At 50.2% G+C, this 22,862-nt stretch carries 18 protein-coding genes; 8 read left to right on the plus strand and 10 right to left on the minus strand.

All coding sequences use genetic code 11. The features are described 5' to 3' along the window. Positions 1-31 precede the first annotated feature (31 nt). Genes R70723_RS28900 through R70723_RS28910 form a run of 3 tightly spaced genes read left to right on the plus strand, consistent with a single transcriptional unit; the run spans position 32 to position 5,209 of the window. Positions 32-2,257: a peptidase domain-containing ABC transporter gene (locus R70723_RS28900; protein WP_197071817.1), complete on the plus strand. Its 2,226-nt coding sequence runs from the start codon at positions 32-34 to the stop codon at positions 2,255-2,257. Beyond that, a complete protein-coding gene (locus R70723_RS28905) occupies positions 2,254-3,912 on the plus strand; it encodes a beta-barrel domain-containing protein (protein WP_039877491.1) in 1,659 nt (552 codons plus the stop codon). The genes R70723_RS28900 and R70723_RS28905 overlap by 4 nt, the downstream gene beginning before the upstream one ends. Before the next feature lie 13 nt (positions 3,913-3,925). Further along, on the plus strand, positions 3,926-5,209 hold the full coding sequence (locus tag R70723_RS28910) for a TolC family protein (protein WP_039877492.1): 1,284 nt from the start codon (positions 3,926-3,928) through the stop codon (positions 5,207-5,209). A gap of 56 nt (positions 5,210-5,265) precedes the next feature. Here R70723_RS28910 and R70723_RS28915 read toward each other — a convergent pair whose 3' ends face one another. Next, positions 5,266-6,108, minus strand: coding sequence for a helix-turn-helix transcriptional regulator (locus R70723_RS28915; RefSeq protein WP_039877493.1), 843 nt, complete (start codon positions 6,106-6,108; stop codon positions 5,266-5,268). Positions 6,109-6,449: 341 nt separating this feature from the next. On the opposite strand from R70723_RS28915, the gene R70723_RS28920 reads away from it, so the two are divergent. From R70723_RS28920 to R70723_RS28930, 3 genes are read left to right on the plus strand one after another with little or no spacing between them, the layout of a single operon-like run. Then, on the plus strand, positions 6,450-7,466 hold the full coding sequence (locus tag R70723_RS28920) for an ABC transporter ATP-binding protein (protein WP_039877494.1): 1,017 nt from the start codon (positions 6,450-6,452) through the stop codon (positions 7,464-7,466). Between the two features lie 20 nt (positions 7,467-7,486). Then, positions 7,487-8,293: an ABC transporter permease gene (locus R70723_RS28925; RefSeq protein WP_039877495.1), complete on the plus strand. Its 807-nt coding sequence runs from the start codon at positions 7,487-7,489 to the stop codon at positions 8,291-8,293. A 20-nt stretch (positions 8,294-8,313) separates the two neighbouring features. Next, the gene (locus R70723_RS28930) at positions 8,314-9,111 is read left to right on the plus strand and encodes an ABC transporter permease (protein ID WP_052421503.1); all 798 of its coding nucleotides are present in this window, start codon (positions 8,314-8,316) and stop codon (positions 9,109-9,111) included. Positions 9,112-9,380: 269 nt separating this feature from the next. Here the strand turns inward: R70723_RS28930 and R70723_RS28935 are convergent, their stop codons facing one another. The 4 genes from R70723_RS28935 to R70723_RS28950 all read right to left on the minus strand — a co-directional run bounded on the left by R70723_RS28935 (position 9,381) and on the right by R70723_RS28950 (position 13,989). Continuing rightward, positions 9,381-10,541, minus strand: a complete 1,161-nt coding sequence (locus tag R70723_RS28935) for a cation:proton antiporter (RefSeq protein WP_039879404.1) — start codon at positions 10,539-10,541, stop codon at positions 9,381-9,383. A 171-nt stretch (positions 10,542-10,712) separates the two neighbouring features. Beyond that, the gene (locus tag R70723_RS28940) at positions 10,713-11,870 is read right to left on the minus strand and encodes an ABC transporter permease (protein ID WP_039877496.1); all 1,158 of its coding nucleotides are present in this window, start codon (positions 11,868-11,870) and stop codon (positions 10,713-10,715) included. Continuing rightward, positions 11,867-13,033, minus strand: coding sequence for an ABC transporter permease (locus R70723_RS28945; protein WP_039877497.1), 1,167 nt, complete (start codon positions 13,031-13,033; stop codon positions 11,867-11,869). Before R70723_RS28945 ends, R70723_RS28940 begins: the two co-directional genes overlap by 4 nt. A gap of 20 nt (positions 13,034-13,053) precedes the next feature. Further along, positions 13,054-13,989 carry an ABC transporter ATP-binding protein gene (locus tag R70723_RS28950; RefSeq protein ID WP_039877499.1) on the minus strand — a complete coding sequence of 312 codons (936 nt, stop codon included), beginning with the start codon at positions 13,987-13,989 and terminating at the stop codon, positions 13,054-13,056. 184 nt (positions 13,990-14,173) lie between these two features. Here R70723_RS28950 and R70723_RS31745 point away from each other — a divergent pair, with 184 nt between their 5' ends. Beyond that, positions 14,174-15,331, plus strand: coding sequence for a sensor histidine kinase (locus R70723_RS31745; protein WP_052421504.1), 1,158 nt, complete (start codon positions 14,174-14,176; stop codon positions 15,329-15,331). Between the two features lie 112 nt (positions 15,332-15,443). After that, a complete protein-coding gene (locus R70723_RS28960) occupies positions 15,444-16,103 on the plus strand; it encodes a response regulator transcription factor (protein WP_039877500.1) in 660 nt (219 codons plus the stop codon). Between the two features lie 664 nt (positions 16,104-16,767). On the opposite strand, the gene R70723_RS28965 is transcribed toward R70723_RS28960, so the two are convergent. The 5 genes from R70723_RS28965 to ftsE all read right to left on the minus strand — a co-directional run bounded on the left by R70723_RS28965 (position 16,768) and on the right by ftsE (position 22,751). Next, positions 16,768-18,132 (minus strand): PDZ domain-containing protein, encoded by a 1,365-nt coding sequence (locus R70723_RS28965; protein WP_372238255.1) that lies wholly within the window; start codon positions 18,130-18,132, stop codon positions 16,768-16,770. A 59-nt stretch (positions 18,133-18,191) separates the two neighbouring features. After that, complete coding sequence (locus R70723_RS28970; RefSeq protein ID WP_039877502.1) at positions 18,192-19,661, minus strand: S41 family peptidase; 1,470 nt, start codon at positions 19,659-19,661, stop codon at positions 18,192-18,194. A 137-nt stretch (positions 19,662-19,798) separates the two neighbouring features. Further along, on the minus strand, positions 19,799-21,100 hold the full coding sequence (locus R70723_RS28975) for a murein hydrolase activator EnvC family protein (protein ID WP_039877504.1): 1,302 nt from the start codon (positions 21,098-21,100) through the stop codon (positions 19,799-19,801). Between the two features lie 60 nt (positions 21,101-21,160). After that, the gene (gene ftsX, locus R70723_RS28980) at positions 21,161-22,075 is read right to left on the minus strand and encodes a permease-like cell division protein FtsX (protein ID WP_039877505.1); all 915 of its coding nucleotides are present in this window, start codon (positions 22,073-22,075) and stop codon (positions 21,161-21,163) included. Then, the gene (gene ftsE, locus R70723_RS28985; RefSeq protein WP_039877506.1) at positions 22,065-22,751 is read right to left on the minus strand and encodes a cell division ATP-binding protein FtsE; all 687 of its coding nucleotides are present in this window, start codon (positions 22,749-22,751) and stop codon (positions 22,065-22,067) included. The genes ftsX and ftsE overlap by 11 nt, the downstream gene beginning before the upstream one ends. Positions 22,752-22,862: the final 111 nt, after the last annotated feature.

Here is a 22,862-nt window from a genome sequence, read left to right on the forward strand (position 1 = left end):
GTCAATCAATAAAGCAAATTAGGTGGGATTCATCCTGTTTAAAAAATTCTATTGTTATAAGCAACTTGACGCTACAGATTGCGGTGCAGCATGTCTTGCCACTATTTCCAAACAATATGGGCTAAAATACCCGAATACAAAAATACGTGAAATCGCTGGGACCGATAAGATGGGTACCAATGCTTTTGGAATTGTAAAAGCTGCCGAAAAATTAGGTTTTACAGCCAAAGCTGTAAAAGGGAATCAAGAAGCTTTCTTTGATAACTTCCCCCTCCCTGCCGTTGCACATGTCATAATAGATCAATCATTATTGCATTATGTAGTCATTCATAAGATATCAAAACAAGAAGTTATCATCGCCGATCCTGGGAAAGGCATCGTAAAGTATACCCCGGATAATTTTTTCAAAATCTGGACAGGTATTCTTATCCTGATGGTTCCCACTCCAGAATTTAAGAAAGGTGACTTGACCCAAGGATTATTCGCACGCTTTTTCAAGCTTCTGATTCCTCAGAAACGAATGCTAATGGGGATTTTTTTAGCGTCCATTTTATATACCGTTTTGGGTATTTTTTCGGCATTCTATTTTCAATTTTTATTAGATGAAATCCTCCCGTTTGGACTAAAGAAGACTCTTAATATTATCTCTGCAGGGGTTATTGTACTTTACATCTTTAAGATCCTCTTGAATGCCTTTCGCAGCCATCTCCTACTTACCTTGAGCCAGAAGCTAGATATCTCACTCATCCTTGGCTATTACCATCATGTTTTAAGGCTACCACTGAATTTCTTCGGAACCCGTAAAAATGGTGAGATCATTTCAAGACTTATGGATGCCTCAAAAGTACGTGATGCAATTTCCAGTGCCACCTTAACCTTAATGATTGATATTATCATGGTTATCGCCGGAGGATTCATTCTATACTCGCAAAGCGCCATGCTATTTGGGGTTACTCTACTGATGGTACCTTTATATTTGGCCTTGGTCTGGGGGTTTCATAAGCCCTTTGACCGGCTGAACCGGGAACAGATGGAGAAGAACGCTCAACTCACTTCCTATCTTGTAGAATCGATTGATGGGATAGAAACCGTCAAAGCTTACAATTCTGAAATTAGTGTAGGCTTCGAAACAGAAAAAAAGTTCATTTCTTTTCTAAGATCGGTATTCAGCTTCGGATTGTTCAACAATGTCCAGAGTTCTCTAAAAAGCGTTGTCCAATTAATTGGAGGTGTCGTCATTCTCTGGGTTGGTGCAAGCCAGGTCATAGCAGGTAACATGTCGATTGGACAACTTATTACCTATAACTCATTGTTAGCATACTTCTTAGACCCTATACAAAACCTCATTAATTTACAGCCAACTCTGCAAACAGCCGTTGTAGCGTCCGACCGACTGGGAGAGATTCTAGATTTAGAAGCAGAAAAACACAAAGATGAAGATCAGAAGCTTCAGCCTACTTCCTTAAAAGGCGATATTAAATTTAGTAATGTCAGCTTTAGATACGGAACTCGTTCCCTTGTACTTAAAGATATCAATTTCCACCTCCATGAAGGAGAAAAAATAGCGTTTGTCGGCGAAAGTGGTTCTGGTAAAACGACTCTGATCAAGCTAATTATGCAATTTTATCAGCATGAGTCTGGCGAAATCCTAATCAACAACATTAATATTAAGGACATCCATCTCGATAGCTTGAGACAGAGAATTTCTTATATATCTCAGGACACTTTTTTCTTCAGCGGAACGATTCGTGATAATCTCTGCCTTGGCTTGGGGCTTGATGTTGGCCTTGATAGAATTGCCCAGGCTTGCCAGACTGCACAGGCTCACGAATTTATCAATCAACTGCCATTACGTTATAACACAATGCTAGAAGAGAATGCGGCAAATATCTCCGGGGGTCAAAAACAACGTTTGGCAATCGCCAGAGCGATTCTCAAACAGCCAGATATTCTAATTATGGATGAAGCAACCAGTAATTTAGATTCTACAACTGAGAAGGCTGTATCTGAAACGATTAATACTTTTGAAGGCATAACCACAGTTATTATCGCTCATCGATTAAGTACCATTATGCGCTGTGACCGGATTTATGTAATGGATCAAGGGCAGATCATAGAACATGGAACACATCAGGAACTCCTAGATTACCGCGGAAAGTACTTTGGCCTATGGAAAGATCAGCTCCCCGGAATTGACCAAAGTCAGGAGCACTGCATACTAAGTTCTACGAGAACAAGCGAGGTATCTCTTGTATGAGTATACAAATTCATAATCTGTCGGAAATGTCTGACAGTAGAGAAATTATGGAGTCTAGAACTAGCCCTATAATTTCTACCTTCATATTTATTATTTTCATTATTTTAGTATCGCTACTTGTCTGGTCTTATAATGGCCAAATTGATGAAGTTGCCAAGGCTACTGCTGTGGTCAGACCGAACGAGAAAGTCAGTACCATTCAAACTTCATTTAACGGGACAGTAGAACATGTATATATCAAGGAAGGAATACCGATTAAACAGGGAGAACCCCTAATTAGATTTGAGCATACAGATCTCGATATAGAACTATCTAATCGTAATTCTGAAATTAGCAAGCTCACAAAAAAACTTCAATATTTGCAGCTCTATAAACAAAGCATTAGCAGCATGACTAACCTACTCTCTTCTAAAAAAACAGACGAGCTTTACTATTACGATATGGTAGAGCAATTTCTTCTTGAGTATAGCCAGCTGCAGCAGAGCTACCGAGGGACTTATGAGCAGCTTACATCTGCCATTCACGAGAATGTAGGTTTGCAAGAATCTGCATCCATGAATGCTGAGACCAGCTTAAATAAATCTTTTCAAAATAAAATTGAATTAGAGCGTAAAGAGAAGTTGCTTAATGTTGAAATTACAAACGAAAAGTTGCTTGTACAATCTATCAAAGATAATCAAAACTTGCTTCCGTCTGAAGATACCAAACGGACCGAACAATATAATTCATATCAAAGTAAATATATTCAGTTATCTAACCAATTTACTGAGAAAAAGGAAAACTATAACCGCTCACTCAGTTTGGGGGAACGCCTTATACCCAAAGCTCAGATAATAGAAGAGCAACATCAATATGAAACCTCTTATTTACAAATCAGCCAATTTCAGAATGAATTCTTACTTAGTGCAGAAAGCAATATCACGAATTACAACCAGCAATTAGCGGAGATACAAAACAGTTTAGAATTACTGCACAATGGGCACGACCCTTCTGTTACAGAACATGAAACCTTAGAAATGCAGAAAAAACGGCTTGCTGAGCAACAAAGTGACTTGCTTAATCAACAGAAACTTAACCAAGTAAGGGAAGAAACAGAATTAAAAAAAATCAAACTTGACCGTATTGTACAAATTCATTCAGCAATCGAGACGGATACAAAAACTTTAACCACACTCCAAGAAAATATTAAGGTGCTTGAACTTGAACGAGACAAAAAGATACTTAGAGCACCAATTTCAGGTACTATCAACGTTCTGAAAGATACTAATATTGGAGACATAGTACAAGCTGGAGAGTCACTGCTAGCAATTATCCCTTCAAATGAATCAAAATATAAAATGAGTCTTGCCGTCCCCAATGCAGAAGCCGGAAAAATAACAGTAGGTGATCAGGTAGATTTAAGTTTTACCGCCTTTCCCAGACAAAGTTTTGGCTCACTTCGAGGAACAATTACTTCAATTAGCACAGACTCTATTGTTCAACAAGATGGCCTGAGCTATTACTTAGTCGAAGCCACTATTCCTAATACCCCACTCATCAACCGCCATGGTGAACATGGAGAGCTTCGCATTGGGATGACAGCTAATGCTTCTGTAATTACCGATTCTAGAAAAATTATTGATTTCGTTCTGGAGAAGATTAATCTTAGAGATTAAAGGAGAATGGCCCATGCTTAAAGTGAGGCTTCTTTTTTTAATGATTTGCTTTATTCTGTTTACTACTTATTCAGAGACTGCTTTTGCCGATGCCACCGCTACTGTAAAAACCAAAAACCTTTCCTTGGATGAAGCCGTGAAACTTGCTCTAAGTCACTACTCCAGTGTCAAGCTTGCTAATTGGAGAGCAGTTGAAAGTAACGCCCAGTTTTCTTATATTAATGCCGTTAAAAAAAAGCTAGAGGATAAGAATGTCACATCATCAAATGGTCAATTACCTGTCTCCTTCAACGATTTCTTGAAAAACATTTCAAACTATGACCAGCTGAGTGACGAAGAAAAAGCAGCTATCCAACAGTCAATCGTACTGCAAATCATGATAAATACTTCAATAAATCAATGGATACAAGCACAGAATGTTAGCCAGAACAGCTATAATCTAGAACTTAAAAATAGCCAGCTTAAAGAGTACAGTAACCAACTGCGCTCGCTCGAGAGTAATCAGTCACTCAACCGGTTAGAGGTTGAGGAATCAGAGGCATTGGTACGCTACGATGTCATTCAAAAGTATTACCTGCTCTCCTCCGCAATAATGAATATCGAATATTTGAAACAGGACTTGCAGTATTTAGCCTCCCAGGCAGATGATGCTCATTCACTCTATAAAAGTGGACTCATTTCAAAGAAGGAACTGGAAGAGACCCAGGCTAGAGCTGAACAGCAGGAAATTGCACTTAATCGTGAGGAAAGCAGTCTACAGGCACAAATGGAGCTTTTTAAACACGAATTAGGTTTGACTGATTTTAGCAAGGTTATAATCAATCCACCCGCTCTACCTGTAATCCCAACAACCAAAAACTTTAATACAGTTTTCGATCCCGTTAATAATCTAGAACTGAAACAGCAGGATGTCAAAGTGAAGCTGGCTAAAGACAATTATGATGCCATCCTGATCTCCGAGCCCGAACTTAAAAGCTACTATTACATTCTCTGGTCCAGTCAGCTTGAGCAGAGAAATGCCCTCCAGCAGCAGCTCGAAGAAAAATTCACGGGATATAAAGCTGAAGCTAATAAACTTTCTCAAAGAAATGTCCAATTAAAAGCAGAGTATATCAGGCTTATGCAAGCATTAGATGATATTAAAACCTTGCAAGGTAAAGGCTTAGCTACCTTATCTGAGGTGGATACGGCCATTCGGCAGGTTAATCAATCTAACCAGCAAATGAACAGCTTACAATACGAATATCTGATATTTCTGGAGAAGGTGAATTTAATAGCATACGGGGTTCTTATTTGAAGCATTTACAGGTTTAATAATAAATAAAGGAGCCCTAAAACACTGGGCTCCTTTATTTATAATATAAATTCCTGCTCATTAGCCGGAGAAGGTGACAGTTTCTTGATAAACTGCCAACGGTCATTTACATTCATCTTAGTATAGATGCTCTTAATGACATTCCTTACCGTACCTTCGCTAATTCCTAACTCGTTAGAAATGTACAAAGCACTTTTTTCTACCAACCACATTTGTGCTACATCCTTCTCCCTCGCTGTCAAGCTATACTCTGTGAAAATCAAATCCAACCTGCACCGCTGCAGTTCAGGATCATTGCGCATCCATCTAACGCTTACATTATCTGCAATCTGCCGCATTAAAGGAATGGCTAACTCAATGGGCTGCCCTTTATAGAAAGAAATATCCACATACCCATGTATTACACCTTCTGAATAGAGGGGAGAGCATACACAATTCCATTCGGAAAATATAGGATTTGTATGCTCCTTCCCTTTAACGACTCCAATTGAATTCATTACCATCGCAAGCGAAACTGCGTTCAGGCCTAATTCTGGTTTGGCAAAACTTATGCCCACACTTAATCCGGACCTATTCAGTTCTGCTTGTATCTCTGGTGATGAAGGATAAATATCCAGAATTTTTCCCGTATCATCACTCAGAAAAACTGCAAAGTCTACAGATATATACTTACTAATTTTGAGCATTTCATTATGTAATGAACTAATCATTGCTTTATGATATTTGAAATTCTGCTTCGTCTCCTGCGAAGAATACGCTCTCATTTTTTCAAAGGATTTTAATTCTTCACATTTCTTATCATTATAAAAAAAATCCAGTTGCTCCTTCTTAATATCTTTAGGTGAGTACCAAAATTTTGTCTTTTTCTGCGCTGTTGTCAATTCACGCCCTCCTAAATTCCATAATTTGATTTTAGTATTGTATCATGTAAAGTTTACACACTCAAGATTTCACCTTTTATAGAATATACACCCATAATTGTACCCACAATACAATTTATGTTTCCAGTTTATTAATATATGAGGTTAATATAAACGGGACCATCTGTTACAGCTGTTCTATTAAGAATAATGCCACAGCGGAGGGGCTGACTTTTTTCGTTAAAATCCATTTTTTTTAGCTGCTATGCTATTCCGCCAGTTTTCGACACGAGCCAAGTGCTATATTTGAACATGGCTTTTGTCTAACGATCACAATCATTAAGAGTAGGGGAGGAATAGCCTTGGGTATTATAGAAGCCAGGGGGTTGACCAAGTCCTTTGTGCAGGCGGTGAAGGAGCCCGGTCTGAAGGGGGCGCTCAAGCACCTGATTGTTCCCAAAAACATTACAAAAGTGGCTGTCCATCCGCTGGATCTCAGTATCGAAACCGGTGAAACTGTCGCCTATGTGGGGCCGAACGGTGCCGGTAAGTCCACAACAATCAAGATGCTGAGCGGCATCCTGAAGCCGTCCGGGGGCAGCATTTCTGTAAACGGTCTCAATCCGTATAAAAAAAGAATGGAGAACGCCGCCGGGATCGGCGCTGTCTTCGGACAGCGCACCCAGCTGTGGTGGGACATCCCGATTGTCGAATCCTTTTCGCTGCTTAAGGATATTTATCAGATCCCTGATCCGGTATACCGGAATAATCTGGAGCAGTTTATTGAACTGCTGGGCATGAATGAATTCATTCACTTATCCGCCCGGAAGCTCTCGCTGGGGCAGCGCATGCGCGCCGATCTGGCCGCGGCCCTCTTACATAACCCGCCCATTGTCTATCTCGACGAGCCGACGATCGGGCTTGATGTGTCCGTAAAGCAGAAAATCCGTGAATTCATCAAAAAAATTAACCAGGAGCAGCAGACCACCGTCATGCTGACCACCCACGATCTCGGCGATATTGAGGATCTGTGCAAACGGCTGATTATCATCGACCACGGCAGGATTATTTATGACGGCAGCCTGAGTGAGGTGAAGTCGCGGTTTGCCCGCAGCCGGGTTATTTTCTTTCAGGTTGGCTCGCCGCTGCCGGAGCTGTTCGCAGAGCTGAACCGGTCTCCCGGAATCAGGTTTACACTGCAGAATGATCAGGAATTCTCTGTTGCCTTTGACCGGTATGAATATACCGCCAGCGATGTGGTCAGCCGGGTGATGCGCCATGGCGAGGTCATTGACTTCCGGATGGAGGATGCCAACATTGAGCAGGTTATCAAGGCTGTATATGACGGTAATCTCGACCTCAATCAGCAAGCCCAATAAGGAAGGAGGAACTCACAGCCATGTCTGCTATTCCACTAAAAAAATATAGAAGCATCGCAAACCGCTCTCTGCAAAATGTGCTGGCGTACCGGACCTCCTACGTGATCGGCTTTTTGGCTAACACCGTGAACCTGCTGGCGATCTACTTTTTGTGGCAGGGCATATACAGCGGCCGCAGCGAGGTCGGCGGATACACCTGGGATCAAATGAAGACCTATTTGCTCGTGACCTTTCTGGCCAACTCCGTGCTCTCCTGGTACTCTGAGACCTCCATCTCCGGCAAAATCCTGGACGGAAGCGTAGCGATGGATCTGCTTAAGCCGCTGGACTTCCAGAGCGCCCGCTTTTCGGAGACGCTGGGGGCCAGTCTGCTGGAAGGCGGTATGAGCGCGGTTCTGCTGACGATATTTGCCTCCTTTCTGTCCGGAATTACCCTGCCGCATTCACCGCTTGTCTATGTGCTGTTTCTCTTAAGCCTGCTCGGCGCCATCCTGGTTAAGTTCGGTGTGGTGTATCTGGCGGCACTGCTCTGCTTCTGGTCGACCGGCTCGATGGGCATCGTCTGGACGCGGATTGCCGTTACCAACCTGCTGTCCGGTGCACTTGTGCCGCTGGCCTTTTTCCCGGACTGGCTGGAGCGTCTGGCTTTATGGCTTCCCTTTCAGAGCATCATTCATACGCCGACGATGATCTTTCTGCAGCAGACCGGCACCGCCGAGAGTCTGAAGCTGATTGCTTTGCAGGCGTTTTGGGGAATCGCCCTCTGGTTCGCCGGCAAAGCCATGTGGAACTGGGCAGTCCGCCAGGTAACCATTCATGGCGGTTAAGATGAAAGGAGTGAGAACAGGTGCGGGTATCAAGGATGTTCTATCTGTACAGGCGGCTGTACGTGCAGCAGCTCAAAGCTATTCTGGAATATAATAAGGATTTCTACATATTAATGTGTTCCGCTGCGTTAACCCAGGTGCTCGGCTTTGTCTTCCTCTGGGTCATTTATGACCGGATTCCCGATATCAACGGCTGGCAGTTCTGGGAAGTAACGTTTATGTATGCGATGATTTTTGTGACGGAAGGCGTCGGCTCGCTGTTCTTTGAAGGAACCTGGCGGATGAGCCGGCTCGTTAATCTGGGTGAAATGGACCGCTACCTGCTGCGGCCGGTGCCTGTGGTGCTGCAGGTCTTCTGCACAGGAATCGGGATCAACGGCCTGGGCAACCTGCTGATCGGCGGAGTCATCATCTGGCAGTCGCTGGTCCGCGGAAATGTGCACTGGACTCCGGGAAAATTCCTCATCCTTCTTCTTCTCCTGATTACGGCGGTAATTATCCGTGTATCCATTAATCTGGCTGCCAATTCAGCTGCTTTCTGGATCAAGAATGCCGGAAATGCCTTTCCGCTGATGGTCCATAATTTGGCCGATCTGGCCAAGTATCCGCTGTCCCTGTTTCCGCAGGCGATCCGCTTGTTCGTCTCTACCGTGCTGCCGTATGCTTTTATCAGCTTCTACCCTGCCACCTATATCTTCGGCAAAAGCGGCTGGTCCGGCTGGTGGATGCTGGCTCCGGTAGCCGCACTGGGAAGCATGGCTGCGGCTTACGGTATCTTCCGCTTCGGGCTGTCACGTTATGAGAGCACGGGCAATTAGCGGCATGGCTCCTCGCTGATCTTTTTACTACGGCAGAACTCTAACGGAAACTAACAGAGGCAGTGCGGAATCTCCGCACTGCCTCTGTCTTTATAACTGAAATACTTACCTGGGTCTAGGTGGTCTGAGTCATCTCCAAAATACGATTCACAATCAGCCCGTCTTTACAATGCTGCTTCCGCCTTCTTCCCCGCTTCCTTCCGTTCCCTGGCCGATCTCCGGAAATACAGCAGCTCCTTCAAAGATAGATATTGTACAGCCGGGCCTTCTCAGCCTTTCTTCACCAGGCGCCGGACCGGTTCACGGAAGACAGCCTTCAGGAGCGGAGGCGTGACCAGTGTAGTAGCAATGACTACAATAATGACCGCTGTAAAATATTCCGGCAGCAGCAGTCCGCTGGCAAGTCCGGTGGACGCAATGATGAGGGCGACCTCTCCCCGGGAAATCATTCCGGTGCCGATAATAACCGATGAACGGGTGCTGAAGCCGGTAAGCCGCGCCCCCAGTCCGCCGCCCAGCAGCTTCGCCAGCACCGAGACGATAACCAGGACAATCATGAACGGGACCTGACTGCCTGCACCGTCAAAGGTTACGCTAAGCCCGATGCTCACAAAGAAAACCGGGACGAACAGCGAATAAGCTACAGGTGCAACCTTAGTTTCTACTGTATGCCTGAACGGAGTCTGCCCGACGGCAATTCCTGCGGCAAAAGCGCCAATAATACCGGCCATTCCCATCCTCTCTGCAAAGTAAGCAAATCCGAAGCAAATAACCAGCGCGGCCGTAACCGTAGCCTCTGTCACCTTCAGCGGGGCGGACCCCTTCATCAGCCGTGGAACCAGCAGCCAGCCTGCGAGGATAGCAACGGCGAAGAACAATACCTTCTTGCCAATGAGCAGACTGATGGAAACAGACTCTCCTGTCCCGAAAAAGCTCATCAGCAGCGCCAGCAGAATGACCACCAGAATATCATCCACCACAGCAGCGCCCAGAATCGTCGTACCCTCCGGTGAATTCAGCTTGTTCATCTCCTGCAGCACCTGCACCGAGATACTGACCGAGGTCGCGCTCAGCAGCGCCCCAAGAAACAGCGCATGATGCTGGTCGAAGCCAAACCATTCCCCGACAGCCATTCCTCCGAGAAAAGGCAGCAGAATACCGCCCACCGCCACCGCAAAAGCAGATTTCCAGTTGCGCTTCAGCTGGGCCAGATCCGTCTCAAGACCCGCGATGAACATCAGCAGCAGCACACCGATCTCCGACATATAGTGGATAAAATCACTGTCCTGCACCCAGCCGAGCACCGCCGGACCGAGGACAATCCCGATCAGCAGCTTGCCGAGTACAGCGGGCTGACCCATTTTCACAGATAACGCCCCCGCCAGCTTCGTAAACAACAAAATAAGCACTAATACCAGAATAAATTCCATTTCCATCCCCCCGCTTAAAATCATCTCCTGTTGCCGAAAAAAGACAAAGAGGAGCCCTTGGTGACAGGCTCCTCCTTGTAAAACAGATATTCGGTTGAACAATATTGTATTAGTATAACGTAAGCCCCCGGCAGGCGCAATCACAATTAGCCGGATGGCAGAGTTTGGCGTTTAGGCGCTGACTCCCGCCTCGTTCGGACGCAGCGTTGCCGAGCCGAGCGCCAGCAGAATTGCCGCCATCAGGCCGAGTACGGCAAAGGGCAGCCACAGCTCATTCCAGCTGCCGCCTGTAGCAGCGATGTCAACTGCCTGGATCGCCCATTTCTGCGGCGTGAAATTGGCAGCCTTCTGCATGTAATCAGGCATGATGGATAACGGCCAGAAGCAGCCGCCCAGCATGCAGGTCGGTGTAAGAATGAGCGCATTCAGCATGCCGGCATTCCGCGGATTGCGGATCAGGCCGGCAACCGTGGCGGCAATGCCCATGGAGACAAGCATGAAGGCAGACAGCACCAGGAAGTACAGCAGCATCGGAACTTCATAATCATAGCGCAGTACCCACTTGCCAAGAACCAGGACGACGGCGATCTGGATGATGCCGACCAGAAAGCTGCCTATGAAATTACCCAGTGTGATTTCATAGGCGCGTACCGGTGCACTGAACATCCTCATCATGGTCCGGCCTCTGCGGTCATCCGTAATCTGATTGACTGAGCTTGTAACCAGACCCATCAGGAACATTAGGGTCATTCCGGTAATAACTCCCAGTGTCTGCCTCGGGTACAGGTCGTAATCTGTCCTTACACTTGATACATTGTGCTGCTCTGCCTGCTGCAATATAGCGGCATACTGCACTGCCGGATCAACGGAGCCTGCCCCCTTCACCATATCAGCTGTCACAAGCATCTGCCCGGCAATGGCCTCGGTTTTCAGCTTCAGCAGCACCGAATCCTCTGAAATTTTCAGCTCGTATATAGTCAGCTGAGGCTGTCTGCCCTCCAGCAGCTGTGATGTGTAATCCTGCGGAATGAGCAGACCGGCAACGCCCTGCTGGCCAATGACACTTTCCTTCACCGCCTGTTCATCAGGGCGTTCAGTCAGCTTGTATTCCCCCGAGCTCTTCAGCTCGGCAAGCAGATGACGGCCTCCCGCACCGTTATCCAGATTCGTATAGAGCAAGGTGGCAGGAGCGCTGCTGTCGAAGCCTCCTGTGATGAAAATAATGCCGGCAATTACGATGCCGGGCAGAAAAATATGCAGCAGCAGCCCTTTACGGGAGCCAATGGTCCGTTTGACCATATTCCAGCCGATTGTCCAGATAGTACTCATCGGTAACCCACCTTCCGGTATGTGAAGACCACTCCGCTGATCAGCACAAGACATATCGCTGACATCACCAGCAGGTTGGGCAGCAGCTGCTCAAATCCTGAATGCAGCATCATTTTAATAATCGCCTGCAGCTCCCAATGGTTAACTGTAAAAGCTCCAACACTGTTCACCCAGGAATCCGGCAGAGGCAGCATGCCTCCGCTCATGAAGGTCATCGCTACCGTCAGGACGTTCACAATACTTGTGGCCGTTGCACTTGTCTGGCTTAACATGCAGGCAAGAATCGAAAGCATCATCGAGGCGATAATCATCAGCAGGCAGAACACCATCAGCAGCCACGGGCGGTTGCCCCAGTACACGCCGAACAGCACATCGGTAAAAATAATAATGGCCGCACACTGCACTCCCGTAAGAAGGCCGACCCCGAGCATTTTGCCGATGAACAGCTGTGAGCCTTTGACCGGCATCGAATTGATCCGGAACAACGTATGGCTTTCCCTTTCGCTGAACAGAGACCCCGTAACCGTAAGTCCGCTGTACAAAAGAAACATCAGCAGCATGGACGCCGCGTAAAATTGTGAGGCTGTGTAATCCTTTCCGCCGTTATTAAGATTGCCGAGCTGCACTGCAGGCTGATCAGTCAATACCGGCTGGACTGCAGCCAGCGCTGCAGGTCCCAGCGTCAGTGCAGCCGCCTGCTTGTAGTTGATTTCGCTGAGAAAGCTGTCGAACACAGCACCGGCCGTAGTGTTGCCGCTGTAGTTTTTACCAAGAATGAATTCCAGCTCCGCCCGGACGCCGCTCTGGATATCACTGTCAAACCCCTGCGGCACAATGACGGCATACCCGTATTTGCCTGTACGCAGCCCGCTTTCGGCTTCCGCACGGTCCTTCACCTCTACAGGAATGATGAAGTCCTTAACCTCATCCGATTTCACAAAAGCCGCCAGCATGGCGGAATGCGCCGGAGCCTGCCCTGCAGCGTTCACAATAGCAACCTTCACCGGATTCACCGTCTCCGGGCTCTCTGTCCCGACCACTCCGGATAAGGAGGCCCCCAGCAGGAAAATCAGCACAATCGGCAGCAGAATCATATTCAGCATCCAGGTGCGTGAACGCAGCAGCCTGCGCAGCTCATTTGTCATAATCGTCCAGATGTTCATTTCAGCTCGTAGCTCCTTTCTCAGTCCCTGAGGGTCCGCCCGGTCAGGCTGAGGAACAACGTCTCCAGATCCGGCTCATCAATATGCAGAGATACAATAATCCCCTCATGCTTGGCAAAAATAAACAGGATATCCTGCAGCTCGCTCTGTGAGGACGGCAGGTACAGCTCAACAGCATCCTGGATGGACTCCACGCGGCTAATCCGCGGATGTCTGCCCAGCTCGCTGAGCAGGGCGGGGGTTATGTTGGCTGCATTTATTACGATTTTTTCTTCATGGGCCACCCGGTCGCGCAGCTCCTTCTCCGTACCGCAGGCAATGATATGGCCTTTATCCATAATCGCTACCCGGTCACAGATCGCCGCAACCTCCTCCATGTAATGACTTGTATATATAATTGTCGAGCCGAGCTTGTTCAGTGTCTTGACCGACTCCAGAATATGATTGCGCGATTGCGGATCGATGCCGACCGTCGGCTCATCCATAATAATCAGCTTCGGGCGGTGCATAATCGCACATGCGATATTCAGACGCCGCTTCATCCCTCCCGAGAAGGTAGCCGGCTTCTCCCTGGCCCGGTCGCTTAATCCGGTAAAAGCAAGCGCCTCCTCTGTCCGCTCCTTCAGCAGATTGCCCCGCAGCCCGTACAACTTGCCGAAAAAACGTACATTCTCCGCCGCAGACAGATTTCCGTATAATGCCAGGTCCTGGGGAACAAGCCCGATCCGCTTCTTAACCTCGAGCGTCTGTTCCTTTACTGATAACCCGTCGATCATGATTTCACCGGAATCACATTTAAGCAGGCCGCAGATCATGCTGATGGTAGTGCTTTTCCCCGCTCCGTTCGGCCCGAGCAGCCCGAAGATTTCCCCTTCCTCAATCCTGAAATTGACATGGTCCACCGTCAGCTTCTGATCATACCTTTTAACAACATCCCTGAGCACTGCAAGAGCCATCCGCTAATCTCTCCTCTTCCTGTTGCTTCTATGGTTATCATTGTAGCGCACAGGAAGCTCTGCGGGAGGTACGCTAAGTCATGAGCTGGTGGTGACTAAAGTCATCTCCTGTACGTACAGCCGGATATGCTAAGATGAATATAGACTTTAACGGCCTTCTATTATGATACAAAGGATGAATACCTTGACCAGAGAGCTGCAGATCATCCGCTTCAGCCTGCTGTTAATTCCGGCTGTGCTCACAGTGTATGTATATGATTATTCTGACTATGGCCTGTTCACCTTCTTTTTCCTTCTGCAGCTGCTGCTGGCAGCTGCCGGTACCCGGCTGCCGGGGAGATTGCCTGTGCTGGCTGTAATTCTTGAGCTGCTGTACAGTGCCTGGATGTGCCGGGAATACGGGCTGCTGATGCTTTTTCCTGCTATTTCCGCACTGCTCTGCTATTCCAGGCTGCTGCCCGGCTCCGTACCAGTCCTGCTGGCCGCCCTGCATCTGGGCGCTCTGAATATTGCTTTTTCGGGCTCAGGTGCTTCTGAGCTGATCTGCATCAATCTTACCTTTCTGCTCGCAGCCGCGCTGGATAGGCTGCTGCTGCATGCCGGGCGGGGCCGCGAGGACACACTGTTTCTGTATGACGAGCTGCGCAAAAGGCACTTCGAGCTCGACGAGACCCGCAACCGGCTGCTGCAGTTCAACGCCCAGGTGGAGAACGCGGCCCAGGCAGAGGAGCGGGTACGGATCTCACGGCAGCTGCATGATGATATCGGCCACCGGCTGATCCGGGTCAAAATGATGGTCGAGGCTGCCATCCACACCCTGCCCGGCTCACCCGATACCGGAATGGAGATGATGGGCCAGATCCGCGACCAGCTGGCTGCCAGTATGGATAATATGCGGACTGCCCTGAGACAGGTGAATTATACACCCCAGCTTGAGGGGGCCTACGCTCTGGACCGGCTGCTTGAGGAGACTGGACGGGATACAGGAATCGAAACCTCGTACCAGGTACACGGATATGTCTATCCGCTGTACCCGAGCGTACAGGTCGTACTATACAAAAACGCCCGGGAAGCCATAACCAATGCCCTGCGGCACGGGAAGGCCACTTCCGTGTGGATCACTGTGCATTATAGTGACCGTGAGATTATCATGGAGGCCGGCAATAACGGCCTGCTGCCGGAGGGGGATAAGCTGTACCGGCTTCGTGCCGGCGGCGGGATGGGTCTAAAGGGGATGACCGAACGTACCGGCCTGGTCGGAGGAACGCTGGAGCTGCGCACGGAGGCACCGTTCACTGTGATTACGAGACTGCCGGTATACCGGCACGGGGAGCTCAAGTGAGCGCGCGGTACAGGAGTCCAGACCTTTCGGCAGCAGCAGTATATGATGGGAAAAACTATAGGTTCCATTTCTAAAGCTACATAATATCAGTAAGACGAGGTGAGCCTTCTGTATGATTAGAGTTGTAATTGTTGATGATGACCCTTTTATCCGCGAGAGTCTCAAGGTGCTGGTCGGTCTGGATGCGGAGATTGAAGTCGCGGGCTGTGCGGGCGATGGCGGCAAAGCGCTCACGCTGCTGCAGGAGCTGCCGCAGGCTGCTGATGTGGTGCTGATGGATATCCGGATGCCGGTCTGCGACGGGGTCGAGGGCACACGCCGGATTAAGGAGGCTTATCCCCATGTGTCTGTACTGATGCTGACCACCTTTGACGATGATGAATACATTATCGAAGCACTGCGGAGCGGGGCCAGCGGGTATCTGCTGAAGAATATTCCGCCGGACCGGATTATCCAGGGCATCAAAACCGTTCACCAGGGCAACATGCTGATCCATCCCGATATCGCCCGGAAAATGGCCGGCTTTCTTCAGCCAGCAGCAGCCAGGCCGGCTCCTGCACAGGACACCTCCCTTGAATCTTACGGCCTGACTAAGGCCGAGCAGGGCATAGTCACTGCGATTGCGGAAGGTCTGACCAACAAAGAGATCGCTGCTAGGCTGTTCCTGAGCGAAGGCACCGTGAAAAACTACATCACCGACATCCTTAGCAAGCTCAGTCTGCGTGACCGTACGCAGATTGCGATATTTTATTTGAAGGACTGCCGGGGGTAACGGGAGGACTGCGGAGAAAGCATGCCCTGGCGACAGCTTAAGCCGCCATCAAGCCTGCACATACAGGAGAGGGCGCACGGGTAGCCTTGGATGGAGCAGATGCCAGGGCAGGTGCACGGGTGTGCTTGATGACTATCTGTGTGAGGCAGATGGTGCGGGCTTAATGGTACAGAAGTAAAGGCTAGGGTAAGGCGCATGGTGTGATTGATGATGAATGAGTAACTACTAATGTAAGGAGCATGGTCTATTGGCCGTCCCCTTCGGTTCTAACGGACACAGATGCCGTTATATACGCTATAACCAGCTGTTGTTCATGCTAACGGACTCCAGCGCCGTTATATATGTGAATTCAACGGAAAAAAGCTATTTTGGACAAAATAAGGGCGCTACGGTCCGTTAGAATGGGAGAGCAACTCTACAGGGGAGAATAACGCCTCTCAGGTCCGTTAGCCGGTCTAATTCCCTCCGGTGGCCTCCCAAGACCTCCGGAAAAATTCAGCCTGGTCACCAATAGATATTCATATATCAGGCCACCCGCCCCTTCGCTTCTACTGGCAATCACTTCTGTAATTAAAAAGGCCAGCCCCCGCAGCTATAACGGGGAGCTGGCCTTTATTATCAGTGGATTGTATCGCTTCCAGAACAGGGAATCCGGACGGCCCGCTTAGGCATCCAGTGTCTCCGCATTCGCGGTCTCAGGCGGGCGCGGCCGCTCAGATCCGGCGGGCGGCTGGCCGTCGGCGGCCTTGGTCCGGTTCAGTCCGGCCGAAGCCAGGCCCTTGCGGCGGGTACGGGTACCCGTCCTCATGCCGATGATGCCGAAGATGCTGGTCGGCTTCGCCCCGGCTGTTACGGCTTCATCCGGCTCCGGCACGAGAATCATGCCGAGCTGGTGATGATCGCCGTCGTAGATCGGACGCTGCAGGTATTTGCTCTCCCCTTCCCGGTTCTGCACCTCCAGCTTGCAGTAAGCCGGGTTCATGCGCAGCGCGTCATGCAGCTGCGCCGCCTCGGTCAACAGGACCCCGTTGACCTTCAGCAGCACTTCACCCGGCAGGATGCCCAGCTCCTCCGCCGGACTGCCCGGCAGGACGGCCAGCACCTTGCGGCCGGCCGGCGGATGCACGAAGCTCGGACTTGTGCTGCGCTCCTCGAGTGCGCTGTACCAGTTCAGGCCTTCGTGCAGGAGCAGCGCAAGCAGCGCCGCAACCAGCGTGAGCGGGCTCCAGGCGGCGGCGAGCAGGCTCACGCCCAGCAGGACGATGCTGTACGCCAGCAGCCGGCCTGCGGTGCGGGCTGCCTTGCGTGCAGGCAGCAGGCTGTAGGTTGTCCCGCTGAAGCCGATGATAACCGGCAGCGATACGAGTCCAAGCCCGCCGCCAAGCAGCGGCTGCCAGGGCAGGTCAGCGGTTCCCGCAGCAGAGGGAACCAGCAGGAACAGCGGCAGCGGCCAGAAGGCCTCCAGCTGGTAGCCGCCGACGACCTTGCCGCGCTTGCCCTCCAGGAAGAGCGGCGTCGCCAGACGCGCGCCCTGCCAGCGCGCGAGCAGCGCTTCGGCGAGATGCAGCAGCCCGGCCAGCACGAGCAGTGCCGGGATGTCCATTCCGCGCACCGCCGTAACCAGCCGCCCGGCGGTGCCGTCCTGAAGCGCATCCGGGAAGAACGAAATTATGAACTGTATAATACCTAATACTCCAACGGAGTAGCCAAAGGTTAAATAACGCACGCGGAACAACATGAGAATCAGGCTGACAATCCAGATGCAGACAACAGCATCCGCAGGCAGTGAAATACCGAGCGCGACAGCTGCGGCTGACACTGCCAGACCCATGACAAGCCCGCTCCATACCGTCCGCCATGTTTCTGAACCCCAGCCGTGCTGCTTCACATGAATCAGCTTGCGCTCCAGCGCCACCTGTCTGCGATAGTACAGGGCAATGAAGAGAATGGCAATATAGTAATAAGGCTGAATCAGCAGATGTATGACCGCTGTGCCCAAGCTTGTAAGCAGTTCTAGCATATCATTCAAACTGTCGTCACACTCCTTCTACACAAGACTCAAAAAAAAGAAGGCTGAATTCAGCCTTCTTACTTGTTCGACGCGGCTTTCTGGATTTCCTTCCGCACCTCTTCAATTCCCCGGTTACGCTGGTTGTCATTTGCCGGGTCCTGAATGACCTTGATCAGGGCCAGCTCCAATGCTTCAGCGGTTTTGGCATCAATGATGCCGGTTGCCTGCAGCTTGGAGGCGCTCTGGAATTTCTTCACCGCATCTTTAGTTGCGGCGTCAAAATATCCGTCCTTACGCCCCGGCTTGTAGCCCAGGCCTTCCAGCATGGTCTGCGCACTTTTGATATCCGAGCTGTTCATATTGTATTGCAGGGTAGCACTCTTATTAATCGGTGCTACCGAGAAGTAATCCGGCTGGGCCACTGTGATATCAGGCTCAATACCCTTGCCGTGAACCCAGGTGCCGTCCGGCGTCAGCCATTTGGCAATCGTGATCTTGAGCAGGCTGCCGTCTCCAAGCTCCTTCTCGAAGCTGGTCTGCACGGTGCCCTTACCGAAGGAATGCTCCCCGATCAGCTTGGCCCCGGCCGACTGCTGCAGCGCTCCTGCCAGGATCTCCGATGCGCTGGCGCTTCCCTTATTCATCAGCACAACCACCGGATAAGCCTTGCTTGACCCTTTGGAGGTGCTGACCTCGCGCGATTTATCCTTATTTTCCACTTGAACAATCGTTTTGCCTGCCGGGACGAACTGCTCTGCCATCTCAATAACCCGCTGCAGTACACCGCCCGGATCGTTACGGACATCGATGACAAGCCCCTTCATGCCCTTCTTCTCGAGGTTGTTCAGCTCTTCCTTAAACCGCTCGGCGGTATTCATCGAGAACTGGGTTACCTCAATAACGCCAACGCCGTCCTTCTCCATGGTGGCATAGACGGTTTCAAGCTTCACATCATCGCGGGTAATCACGAATTCCAGCGGCTCTGCTGATCCGGTACGCTGTACCTTGAGCGTTGCCTTGCTGCCCTTCGGTCCGCGGATTTTGGCGACGGCATCATTCAGCTCAAGGCCCTCCAGCGTTTCGCCGTTGACCGACAGAATGACATCCTTAGCCTGAATTCCGGCCTTTTCAGCCGGCGCTCCCTTGATCGGCGAGACAACAACAACCTTGCCGTTATCCGAGGATACCTCTGCGCCGATACCCGAGAAGGAGCCTTCAATGCTCTCTTCAAACTTCTCTGCTGTTTCCTTGCCCATATAATTGGAATAAGGATCGCCCAGTGCTTCCATCATACCGTTGACCGCACCGTCGATCAGCTTGTTCCGGTCTACTGTATCGTAGTAGTTATCTTCTATCAGGCTTAGTGCGGTGCCCAGCTTCTGGGACTCCTTATCCTGCAGGCCGCTGTTCGTCTGCAGTACAGCCGCTACGCCTTCACCCGCAGCTTGTCCGACAACCTGCACATAACCGGTCACGCCAAGGGTTAACAGGCTGCCGCAGAGCAGCGCAGCGACGATCATAAAGACCGCCGTGCTTTTCTTTAACATGATGTTCCCACCGTCCCTTCTGTCCATCTACTAAAGGCCCGCATCCGTCCGGAAAGGACGGTATCTCTTCCAGTATATGCCGCAGCGCGTATTAATATTTATTGCCGTTGTCTTTATTTGTATTTCAGCAGCCAGATCTACAGATACGGCATCGGATTAACAGTCTTACCGTCTACCCGTACCTCAAAGTGAAGATGCGGGCCTGTAGAGCGCCCGGTTGAGCCAGATTCGGCAATAACCTGACCTCTGCTAACCTGGTCCCCGGCTGAAACCCTGAGGCCGCCCTCACGGATATGTCCGTAAAGTGTCCACACACCGCCGCCATGGTCAATAATGACTGTATATCCGTAGCCGCTCCACCATTCCGAAACAAGCACGGTGCCGGATTCAGCGGCATGGATGCTGGTTCCCTGCGGAACTGCAAAGTCTACACCGGTGTGCATTTTGCCGACTTCACCGGTTACCGGATGGGTCCGCTTGCCGTAGCCCGACGAGATCCGCGCCGAGCCTACAGGCATCAGGAACGGTCCGCCGCTGCCGGAAAACTCTGAGGAGGAGCTTGCGCTGCTGACATTGCTTGTTGACCTGGCCTTCGCTTTGGCCGCTGCGGCTGCCGCTCGGCGTGCCGCCTCTGCTTTGGCTGCAGCCGCTTTACGTGCCGCTTCCTCTGCCTTCAGCTTATCCTTCTGTGTCTCCAGCGCGGAACGCTCACTGGCCAGCTGAACCAGCTTAGCTTCCTGCTCTTCGGAAATTTCCCCGGACACCAGAATTTCTTCATCATAATGAGCGATAAGCTCCTGCTTCTCTTCTTCCTTTTCTTTCAAGACACTGCGCTGATCCTCAAGCTGGGTATACAGCTGCTTTGCATTGGCATACTGTCCCTCCAGTTCTATCTTCTTGGATACCACTGTCTCCTTGTCGAGCTTGTGCTGCTCCAGCAGATCCTGGTCCTGATCCACGATCATTTTGAGCGAATCCGCCCGGTCCAGAAAATCGGAGAAGCTGGTCGATGACAGCAGCACATCAAGATAAGAAACAGCACCATCGGTATACATCAGCCGGACACGGGATTCCAGCAGCTTTTCACGCGAAGCAATCCGGTCCTCCGCATCACTCAGCTCGGCTGCAGTCACGTTGAGCGACTCCTCTGTGCTGGCGATTTTGCCGGAAATGGTCGTCATTTCACCCTTTACCTGCTCGATCTGTGCCAGCACATACTCGAGATTCTGGGTGGTTTTGTTCTTGTAGTGCTGTGCCTCCTGAGTACGGGAAGCCGCCTTGTCCTGTGCGGCCTTAGCCGCCTGCACCTCTTGCTGCAGCTTCTTCAGCTGCTGATCTATTTCTGCGACTGTTGTCTTTTTGGCATATCCGTCAGAGGGTCCTAAAAAAGTGACAGCCAGCAGTGCTACGGCTAGTCCGGCGGCAATCTTCTTCTTCAACTCGCACTCCCCATCCTTTTACTCCGTATTTATAATGTCATTTCACGTCAGAAATTGTGCTTACACCTTCAAAAACTTGCGGATTGATACGGTACTTCCCCAGATCCCGATCAGCATGCCAAGCCCTACAAGCAGCCCGCACATGAGCAGCCAGATTTCTTCAAAAGGAATCAGCTGCAGCCCCAGCATCGGATCCCCCTGTACAGAACGTATCAGACTGCTGTAGCCGATAAAGAGAACACCCGAGGTCACAAGTGAGCCGATCAGTCCGATCAGCGCCCCCTCCACAAAAAACGGCCAGCGGATAAACGCATTCGTTGCCCCGACCAGCTTCATAATGCCGATCTCCTTGCGGCGGGCGAGAATGGTTACCCGGATCGTATTGGAAATCAGGAACATGGACATCAGAGCCAGGCCTGCCACAAAAATAAAGCCTATATTGCGCACAGCGCGCGTAATCTTAAACAGTGTCTCAACCGAGCCTTTACCGTAGTTCACTTTATATATCGGCTGCTCTTCATGCTTTGTGTTTAGTGCTTCTATCTTATCTGCTACAAACGGGACTGTAGTCGGTTCAATCACCTCGACCAGCAGCTTGTCCGGCAGCGGGTTATTCTCTTCGTCAAAGCCTTCCAGCAGCTCGGCTGCATCCGGCCCCATATCCTCGCGGAACTCGATCAGCCCCTGCTCCTTGGATACGAACTCTACCTTGCTTACTTCCGGCATGCTGCCGATTTCGTTCTGCAGCGTTTCACGCATCTTCTGATCTGTGTTAAGCGTCAGATGCACATTGATCTGCACCTGGCTGTCCGCCTTGTCGGCGATGGAGTTCACATTGAGTACAAGCAGAATAAAGACACCGAGCACGAATAGGGAGACGACAATAGATGTGATGGAAGCCACCGACATCCAGCCGTTGCGGAATACATTTTTGAAGCCTTCCCGCATGTGGCGCAAGAAGGTTTTAAAACTCATAACCGTATTCCCCTCTCACCTGGTCTCTGACAATGTTGCCGTTCTCGATCGCCAGTACCCGTTTGCGCATTTTATTGACAATATCCCTGTTATGGGTAGCCATTACAATCGTAGTGCCGCGGAAATTAATTTCGTCCAGCAGCTGCATGATGCCCCAGGAGGTCTCAGGATCCAGGTTACCGGTAGGCTCATCTGCAATGATAACCGACGGATTGTTGACGATGGCCCGGGCAATCGCAATCCGCTGCTGCTCTCCGCCTGAGAGCTGGGACGGCTCCCGGTTCGCCTTGCTGCGCAGTCCCACCAGATCAAGCACCTCATTGACGCGCTTCTTCATAATTTTCTTAGGGGCCTCAATAACCTCCATCGCAAAAGCGACATTCTCATACGCCGTCAGCTTCGGCAGCAGCCGGAAATCCTGGAACACTACGCCGATGTTGCGTCTTACATAAGGAATTTTACGCGGCTTGAGCTTGCCGATATTGAACCCGCCTACCGAAATCTGGCCCTTGGTTGGTGTTTCTTCTCTATAAATTAATTTCATGAAAGTTGATTTCCCTGCGCCGGACGGTCCGACGACATACACGAATTCATTGCGGTCAATCTTGACGGATATCCCCTGGAGAGCATTAGTCCCGTTGGGGTACGTCTTCCATACATCCTGCATTTCAATCAAAAGTTATCACTTCCCGATTTTGTCATATTCCGCCGGCCGGCCGTCAGGTTCGACACCAAACCGCAGAAGCTTCCATTAACTGCCCGAATCCCACAGACGTAACTATTGTAA

Origin of the sequence: Paenibacillus sp. FSL R7-0273, from assembly GCF_000758625.1 — a bacterium.
GTDB lineage: Bacteria > Bacillota > Bacilli > Paenibacillales > Paenibacillaceae > Paenibacillus_AQ.

Coding starts and splice junctions, on each gene's coding strand:
- R70723_RS28905 (WP_039877491.1), top strand. CDS start 2,254: ATGAGTATACAAATTCATAATCTGTCGGAAATGTCTGACAGTAGAGAA.
- R70723_RS28950 (WP_039877499.1), bottom strand. CDS start 13,989: ATGGCTCTTGCAGTGCTCAGGGATGTTGTTAAAAGGTATGATCAGAAG.
- R70723_RS28935 (WP_039879404.1), bottom strand. CDS start 10,541: ATGGAATTTATTCTGGTATTAGTGCTTATTTTGTTGTTTACGAAGCTG.
- R70723_RS28910 (WP_039877492.1), top strand. CDS start 3,926: ATGCTTAAAGTGAGGCTTCTTTTTTTAATGATTTGCTTTATTCTGTTT.
- R70723_RS28945 (WP_039877497.1), bottom strand. CDS start 13,033: ATGAACATCTGGACGATTATGACAAATGAGCTGCGCAGGCTGCTGCGT.
- ftsX (WP_039877505.1), bottom strand. CDS start 22,075: ATGAGTTTTAAAACCTTCTTGCGCCACATGCGGGAAGGCTTCAAAAAT.
- R70723_RS28970 (WP_039877502.1), bottom strand. CDS start 19,661: ATGTTAAAGAAAAGCACGGCGGTCTTTATGATCGTCGCTGCGCTGCTC.
- R70723_RS28925 (WP_039877495.1), top strand. CDS start 7,487: ATGTCTGCTATTCCACTAAAAAAATATAGAAGCATCGCAAACCGCTCT.
- R70723_RS28940 (WP_039877496.1), bottom strand. CDS start 11,870: ATGAGTACTATCTGGACAATCGGCTGGAATATGGTCAAACGGACCATT.
- R70723_RS28960 (WP_039877500.1), top strand. CDS start 15,444: ATGATTAGAGTTGTAATTGTTGATGATGACCCTTTTATCCGCGAGAGT.